This is a genomic window from Bartonella sp. AU18XJBT, assembly GCF_028618595.1.
Lineage (GTDB): Bacteria > Pseudomonadota > Alphaproteobacteria > Rhizobiales > Rhizobiaceae > Bartonella.
This window is the reverse complement of record NZ_JAQITE010000059.1, coordinates 1-5,677: the sequence shown is the minus strand read 5'-3', so window position 1 is coordinate 5,677 and position 5,677 is coordinate 1. Positions and strand designations below refer to the sequence as shown.

The 5,677-nt window shown below is 38.3% G+C and carries 9 protein-coding genes; 4 read left to right on the top strand and 5 right to left on the bottom strand.

All coding sequences use genetic code 11. The annotated features are described in order from the left end of the window. Both PVV60_RS09325 and PVV60_RS09320 read left to right on the top strand, forming a co-directional pair. A partial coding sequence (locus PVV60_RS09325) for a hypothetical protein (protein WP_273724520.1) occupies positions 1-344 on the top strand: 344 nt, incomplete at its 5' end. Between the two features lie 171 nt (positions 345-515). Beyond that, positions 516-839 carry a hypothetical protein gene (locus PVV60_RS09320; protein WP_273723473.1) on the top strand — a complete coding sequence of 108 codons (324 nt, stop codon included), beginning with the start codon at positions 516-518 and terminating at the stop codon, positions 837-839. A 758-nt stretch (positions 840-1,597) separates the two neighbouring features. On the opposite strand, the gene PVV60_RS09315 is transcribed toward PVV60_RS09320, so the two are convergent. Beyond that, a complete protein-coding gene (locus tag PVV60_RS09315; protein WP_273724519.1) occupies positions 1,598-1,798 on the bottom strand; it encodes a hypothetical protein in 201 nt (66 codons plus the stop codon). A 46-nt stretch (positions 1,799-1,844) separates the two neighbouring features. Between PVV60_RS09315 and PVV60_RS09310 the strand changes: the two genes are divergently transcribed. Then, positions 1,845-2,024 carry a hypothetical protein gene (locus PVV60_RS09310; protein WP_273724517.1) on the top strand — a complete coding sequence of 60 codons (180 nt, stop codon included), beginning with the start codon at positions 1,845-1,847 and terminating at the stop codon, positions 2,022-2,024. A gap of 358 nt (positions 2,025-2,382) precedes the next feature. On the opposite strand, the gene PVV60_RS09305 is transcribed toward PVV60_RS09310, so the two are convergent. Both PVV60_RS09305 and PVV60_RS09300 read right to left on the bottom strand, forming a co-directional pair. Beyond that, positions 2,383-3,555 carry a DUF6990 domain-containing protein gene (locus PVV60_RS09305; RefSeq protein ID WP_273724515.1) on the bottom strand — a complete coding sequence of 391 codons (1,173 nt, stop codon included), beginning with the start codon at positions 3,553-3,555 and terminating at the stop codon, positions 2,383-2,385. 9 nt (positions 3,556-3,564) lie between these two features. Then, positions 3,565-3,942 (bottom strand): hypothetical protein, encoded by a 378-nt coding sequence (locus PVV60_RS09300; RefSeq protein WP_273724513.1) that lies wholly within the window; start codon positions 3,940-3,942, stop codon positions 3,565-3,567. A gap of 46 nt (positions 3,943-3,988) precedes the next feature. Here PVV60_RS09300 and PVV60_RS09295 point away from each other — a divergent pair, with 46 nt between their 5' ends. Beyond that, positions 3,989-4,201, top strand: a complete 213-nt coding sequence (locus PVV60_RS09295) for a hypothetical protein (RefSeq protein WP_273724512.1) — start codon at positions 3,989-3,991, stop codon at positions 4,199-4,201. A gap of 500 nt (positions 4,202-4,701) precedes the next feature. Here PVV60_RS09295 and PVV60_RS09290 read toward each other — a convergent pair whose 3' ends face one another. Then, the gene (locus tag PVV60_RS09290) at positions 4,702-4,878 is read right to left on the bottom strand and encodes a hypothetical protein (RefSeq protein WP_273724510.1); all 177 of its coding nucleotides are present in this window, start codon (positions 4,876-4,878) and stop codon (positions 4,702-4,704) included. A gap of 136 nt (positions 4,879-5,014) precedes the next feature. Then, positions 5,015-5,584, bottom strand: coding sequence for a hypothetical protein (locus PVV60_RS09285; protein WP_273724508.1), 570 nt, complete (start codon positions 5,582-5,584; stop codon positions 5,015-5,017). Between the last annotated feature and the right edge of the window lie 93 nt (positions 5,585-5,677).

The following is a 5,677-nucleotide window of genomic DNA, read 5'->3' as shown; positions in this document are numbered from 1 at the left end:
TTCCCCTCAACGGATACTGCCAAACCCTCAAGGCAAGTATCCAAACTGTAGAGGGTGCACTCCAGCCCTCAAAAAGAGTGCACCCTTCCCCTCAAACGGATACTGCCAAACCCTCAAAGGCAAGTATCGAAACTGTAGAGGATGCACTCCACACCTTAAAAGAGTGCACCCTTCCCTTCTCGGGTTTTACTCAACTTTCATCGCATCTCATTTTTATGAACCCTCATTTTTATGAATCCTTGGTCAAAAGTACAAAAGAGAAGTTTGCTAGCAACTATTGTATCACCCACCTTATGGGCTTCCACTTGCCTACAGAGCTTTCAAACTTTTTTACGCCTTCATAAAATCGAATCTGAAAGAATTCATTAAGGCAATTAAGGGTAAATTTTGTCAAAATATAGACAAACTTTATTCTTTTTTGTGATTGTTGTATTTTTACTATAGTTATTTAAATCGAATTTATATATGATACGTATCGATATTTATTTATCGAAATAAATATAGGAGAAAAAACTATGAATATCAGATATTTTTTCATAGCGGGGGCGATTACAAGTGGTTTAGCTCTTGCGATTCAAAAATCTGATCGTATAGTCAATAAAGAACCCTCTCCTATTGTTGCACCTTATACTATTGAGAAAACAAATTTACAGTTTGTTAAACAAGTAAGGGACACATCGGATACATTGAATATACTGAGAGTCAGTAATAGAAGCGCCTCAGAACAAGCATCAATAAACGATATATACGAGAAAGGAAAAAGTTTATTGAATGCAATAGCTGGTTTTTTAGGATCCATTATTATATATTTTATACAACTGGTTTCCACTAGAGTATAAGATACAAAAAGTTCTTAAAATAAGGTTATATACATTTTGTGTATATTGTAAAATTTAAATAAAAAGGCCCTTTTTAAATGGGGCCTTTTTTAGTTTAACTGTTCCAATGTTTTAATTTAATTTTTCCAGTGTTTTTATTTTTATTGGCTAAATACCACCGCCTTCAAAATGACATTTTTACCCTTCCTCACATCTCAAATGACAAAGGCGCTCTCCTTAAGCTCCTCCCCATAGTGCTTTAGTCGACGGATCTTCCCTATAAGTGCTTTAGTCAATGAGACTCCATAGTCCTTTTGTTCTTTTTGTTCTTCCAAAAAATTACTCTATTTTCAAGAAAAAGCCCCTGCAGCCCCTACGTCATCGGATTTACTTCCAAATATCCATAAAGCAGACTTGAAAAACACAAAATACCATAAATTTTTGTATCAATATCACCATACTAAAACGCTGTTGAGGCTTAGCAAGTGCTGCTTAATTGGCAAAGACTGCTTAAAAAGACAAAAAAAACATCTCAAAGGCAAAAGAGCTTAACACTGCCAAAAATGACATTTTTTACCCTTCCTCACATCTCAAATGACAAAGGCTCTCCTCTTAATCTCCCCCCCAAAGGCGCTCCCCTTAAGCTGCCCCCAGAGTGCTTTAGTAGACGGACCTTCCCCATAAGTGCTTTAGTCAATGAGGCTCCACAGTCCTTTTGTTCTTCAAGAAAATTCTCCTATTTTCAAGAAAATGATCCTGCAGCCCCACTTCAATAGGATTCATTTCAAAGCTTGAATAAACAAGGCACCTAAAAATACGAAAACAACCCATATACCGCGACTACCTGCTCCCAAATCCGTTCCTTCCTCACATTTCAAACAATGAAGTAAGTCCCAAGCGCTCACTCTAGGCTCTAAATCCCACTGGCTCTTATTCCCTTTAATCAATAATGATCCATAATCGAACGTTCTTCCACTCAATGTTATCCTCAACACTGCTCCTTAGAGCAATATTCACGGACACCCCATGAAAGAGCACCAAAACATCTCAAAGGCAAAAGAGCTTAACACTGCCAAAAATGACATTTTTACCCTTCCTCACATCTCAAATGACAAAGGCTCTCCTCTTAAGCTCCCCCCAAAGGCGCTCTCCTTAAGCTCTCCTCCCCATAGTGCTTTAGTCAATGGTCTTCCCCATAGTGCTTGAATAAGCGATAATTCATGAGTATTTTCTAACAAAAAGGAACCGTCTTTTAAAAGATAGCAGTATTTATAATCGATTTTTCTCCGTTCTATCAAACTTATGCAAATATAATCATTTCTGATTAAATATACTGTTGATTTCCTGCTTCTTCGAGGCTGGTTTCACCAAAGTCACAGGACATTGGCCAGAATCCTATTTTTGAAGATCAAGCCCTTTTCAATCTATTTTTTTAAATCTTGGCTATTATTCTTGATTTTTCAAGCACTTTATTTTGCTCTGGTGTGAAAGATGTGAAAGCGCCTCAATCATAGTGCTTTCACATCTTTCAAATAAAGGGGCTTTTCTTCAACAGGAGAGTAAACTAATCAATTTTTATATCCATAAATGCGATTTTACCATCTTTGATATAAGTAATATCAGGAGCATGTTTTACCCCCTCTGCTTCAAGCGCGACGAGCTGTTCATCACTCACAATATATCCTTGTTCCCTTAATTCTAGTTTTTTCTCCTCGACTATTTTTTTATGAAAATCTCGTTTTTGATTACATGTATTAGGAGATCTCACTCTGAAAAGCTGATAGTCTATGGCTATAGACCACTTCTCAGCAACCGGTTCCAGCAGATCGTAACTGAAATTTCCTGCCCCTTTCACTTCTTGAGCGATCGCTATCGCGCGTTCCAAATGAACTTTTTCAATGGTTTCATCAAAGCCAAGCTGGTCCCCTGCCGTAAAACTTTCATCATAAGAAGCTAAAGTCTCAACATCGCCCAGCAAGGCAAGAGCAGCAAGATGCAGCAAAGCATAAGGTACAAACTCTACGTCCTCTACGTCATCATCCGATGCCCAAGATAAAGAGTCTTTTTCCCAAGGGGGAAGACTATATTGAGAGCGAAACATTTCATGCAAAGAATCATCTTCCATTGTCCATTTTAAAGTTTTATCGAGTGCTTTCTTTAAACGCTTGGCGCTCACTTTTTCTTCAAAAATTTCCAATCCATTGGGTACAAAATTCATAAATACCGTTGGCAAAACCCCAGAATTATGAGGATTAATCGTCTGACAAGCCGCAGCAAAAATACCGCTCATAATTAAAAGTCCGCGATCAAAAGGCGAAAATTCTTCCACTCGTTTCTCGTTATAGAGAAACTGCACTTCGCGATCTGGTAAAAAGAAGGTTGCCAAATGATCTCCTTTGCCCTCGATTTCCACCGACCATCCCAAGCTTTTTAAAAGCCCTGTTGCACTTTCTATCGTGAGAATTTCATCATCATCATAATCGACAGAGAACTCTTTTTCCTTTAGTTGCAAACGCCTCTCCTGCACCACGGCTTCATCTTTCCAAAACTGCTGCGTTGCAAGATCATTTTCTTTAAGCACTCTTTCCAGCTCGCCTTTCACTTGGAAATTCATTTTCATCCGTTTAAAGACAGAGGTATAAAGAGCCAAAATAAGCATGATAATGATCATGAAAATAGCAATAAATACCCAGAACTCAGGATCTAATAGAAGTACTGCTATAGGACCACTGTTCATTTTTCCCTCTCAGTCTTTAAAAAGCCCATGCGACAGAGAGCGTATATGCTCTCCTACAGAGATTGCTGCTTCTAGTTTCTGAATATTTTTTCGCAGCTCACACGTCACTTTGGTGCGAAGCCGTAACATAACCGGAATAAAAATAATGACACAGACCGTTATGGCGAGAGTCGTTTTAAAGAGAACGGCATGCACAACATATTGCCACCCTGTCAGCTGCCAATTTAATACACCTGGTATTTCGAGAACCATTCTCCACATGATAATGACAACAGCAATAGCGAAGATAATTTTATAATCCTTTGCTGAAAGCAACGCTTGCTGGAGCGAAAAAGAATGCGCTCCTTTATGCGTTTCTTGCTTTGATGTCCAATTTTGCTTCTTCATGTATTCCCCTCTCACTCGTTGAAAAAGCCCGTGCAATAGAGAGCCTATGTGCTCTCACACAGAGATTGCCTCTTCTCGTTTCTGGATTTTTTTCCAATTTACGCATTATGATGATGCAAAACCCTCACATCACCGGAATCAAGAAAAGTACACAGACCATCATGGTTTGCGTCATAATAAAAATAATAATATTCGTGGTATTGTGCCACCCTCTTACCTTCCTCACACCTCAAATAGTGAGATTTTCAAACCGCACTAAATAGTCACAATTCAGCTTTTTCTGCAAGAAAATTCTCCTATTTTCACGAAAATGATCCTGCAGCCCCTACGTCATCGGATTTACTTCCAAATATCCATGAAGCAGACTTGAAAAACACAAAATACCATAAATTTTTGTATCAATATCACCATACTAAAACGCTGTTGAGGCTTAGCAAGTGCTGCTTAATTGGCAAAGACTGCTTAAAAAGACAAAAAAACATTTCAAAGGTAAAAGAGCTTAACACTGCCAAAAATGACATTTTTTACCCTTCCTCACATCTCAAATGACAAAGGCTCTCCTCTTAATCTCCCCCCCAAAGGCGCTCCTCTTAAGCTGCCCCCAGAGTGCTTTAGTAGACGGACCTTCCCCATAAGTGCTTTAGTCAATGAGGCTCCACAGTCCTTTTGTTCTTCAAGAAAATTCTCCTATTTTCAAGAAAATGATCCTGCAGCCCCACTTCAATAGGATTCATTTCAAAGCTTGAATAAACAAGGCACCTAAAATACGAAAACAACCCATATACCGCGACTACCTGCTCCCAAATCCGTTCCTTCCTCACATTTCAAACAATGAAGTAAGTCCCAAGCGCTCACTCTAGGCTCTAAATCCCACTGGCTCTTATTCCCTTTAATCAATAATGGTCCATAATCGGACTTTCTTCCACTCAATGTCATCCTCAACACCACCATTTAGAGCAATATTTACAGACACCCCATGAAAGAGCACCAAAAAATATCAGAGGTAAAATGGTATAGAGAGCAATCCCTATAAATGTTGAATCTCTCATAATTTCTTCATTATTTTTCCCTCTCATGACTTCTCAAACGCTGTATCCTGTTCTTGCAAGACGTTTTTCAGTTCTTTTTTTAAGCAGTGATACGTTCTCACCTGCTTAAAGACAGCATAATAAAGTTGTAAAATCCCCATAGGAATACAAGCAACTACCAATGTCACGCACATAAGCACGAAAACAAATATTGCAATAAAAATATTGTCCATTTTCCAATTCATACTTTCTTTATACCAATCTTTTTGGTGATCGGTTATTTTACCCCGTTGCTGATTTATTTCTTTCAATTTCCGAATATTTTTTACCAACAAAAACCACAATGTGATCCAGAGTATGTACAGAACTGGAAACAAGACCAAAACACACACTGTAATAACTTGCCAAAACGCACACAGAAAGAAAAAAAAGAGTGTATCCTGCCACCCTGTCAAGTTCTCTTTGCGACCTAAGGATGAGAGAAAGAAAATCCTGTTGCACAACTCAATAATGAGGGGAAGGAAACAAATGACAACATGCTCTCGCACAGAAAAATAATCTTTCCCAAAAAAATGGCGTGGTTCATTATAAAATGCTGAATTTTTCCCCTTCATTGCTCTTCCTTTTTTTTATGAAAAATGCATTTCTTTATCTCATGCTCGCTTTTTTAAGAACCACTAAAAGTGCGATGCATAGCGCTTCCCTTA